The organism is Micromonospora sp. NPDC049580 (assembly GCF_040675595.1).
In the GTDB taxonomy this organism is placed as follows: Bacteria; Actinomycetota; Actinomycetes; order Mycobacteriales; family Micromonosporaceae; genus Micromonospora.
On the sequence record NZ_JBFAPG010000843.1, the window covers coordinates 1 to 1041 of the forward strand.

The 1041-nt window shown below is 79.5% G+C and carries 1 pseudogene; it reads left to right on the forward strand.

Annotation, left to right across the window (positions count from 1 at the left end):
* Positions 1 to 1041, forward strand: a pseudogene (locus AB0J68_RS32505) (primosomal protein N'); the annotation flags it as partial.

Consider the following 1041-nt stretch of genomic DNA (forward strand, 5'->3'; position numbering starts at 1 on the left):
CCGGCACGCCCGGGTCGAGAAGGAACCCCACGACGAACAGCCCACCCCGACCCCCGAATCCGGTGCTGCCAGCGACGCGGTTGGCCCCGTCGAGCCGGGGGAGGCCGTCGTGCCGGGGGAGGCCGTCGACCCGAGAGGGTGGCGGGACTACCCGACCGGGCCGGCGCTGCTGCGGGCGCTCACCGACGGCCGGGCGCCCCGCGCGGTCTGGTCCGCGCTGCCCGGCGAGAACTGGGCAGCCCGCTACGCCGACGCGGTGGCCGCCACCGTCGCCGGTGGGCGGGGCGCCGTTGTCGTGGTGCCCGACGCCCGTGACCTCGACCGCCTCGACGCCGCGCTGACCGGCGTGCTGGGCCCGGGGCGGCACGTCAGCCTCTCCGCCGCCCTCGGGCCGGCCCGGCGCTACCGGGCGTTCCTCGCCGCCCGGCGCGGGCAGGTGCCGGTGGTCATCGGGACCCGGGCCGCGATGTTCGCCCCGGTGCCCCGGCTCGGTCTCGTCGCCGTCTGGGACGACGGGGACGACCTGCACTCCGAACCCCGGGCGCCCTATCCGCACGCCCGCGACGTGCTGCTCACCCGGGCGCAGCTCGGCGAGGCCGGCGCGCTGGTCGGCGGGTACGCCCGTACGGCCGAGGCACAACTGCTGCTGGAGACCGGCTGGGCCCGGGAGGTGGTCGCCGACCGGGCCACCGTGCGGGCGCGTATCCCGGCCATCGCGCCGACCGGTGACGACCCACAGCTCGCCCGTGATCCCGGTGCGGCCACCGCGCGGCTGCCCAGCCTCGCCTGGACGGCCGCCCGTGACGCCCTCCGGGCGGACCTGCCGGTGCTCGTGCAGGTGCCCCGGCGGGGCTACCTGCCCTCGGTCTCCTGCGCCGACTGTCGTACCCCGGCGCGCTGTGCGCACTGCGCCGGCCCGCTCGCGCTGCCGTCGGCCGGCGGCACCCCCGCCTGCCGGTGGTGCGCCCGGGTCGCCGCCGCGTACGCCTGCCCGCAGTGCGGCGGGCGGCGGCTGCGCGCCGCGGTGACCGGTGCCCGACG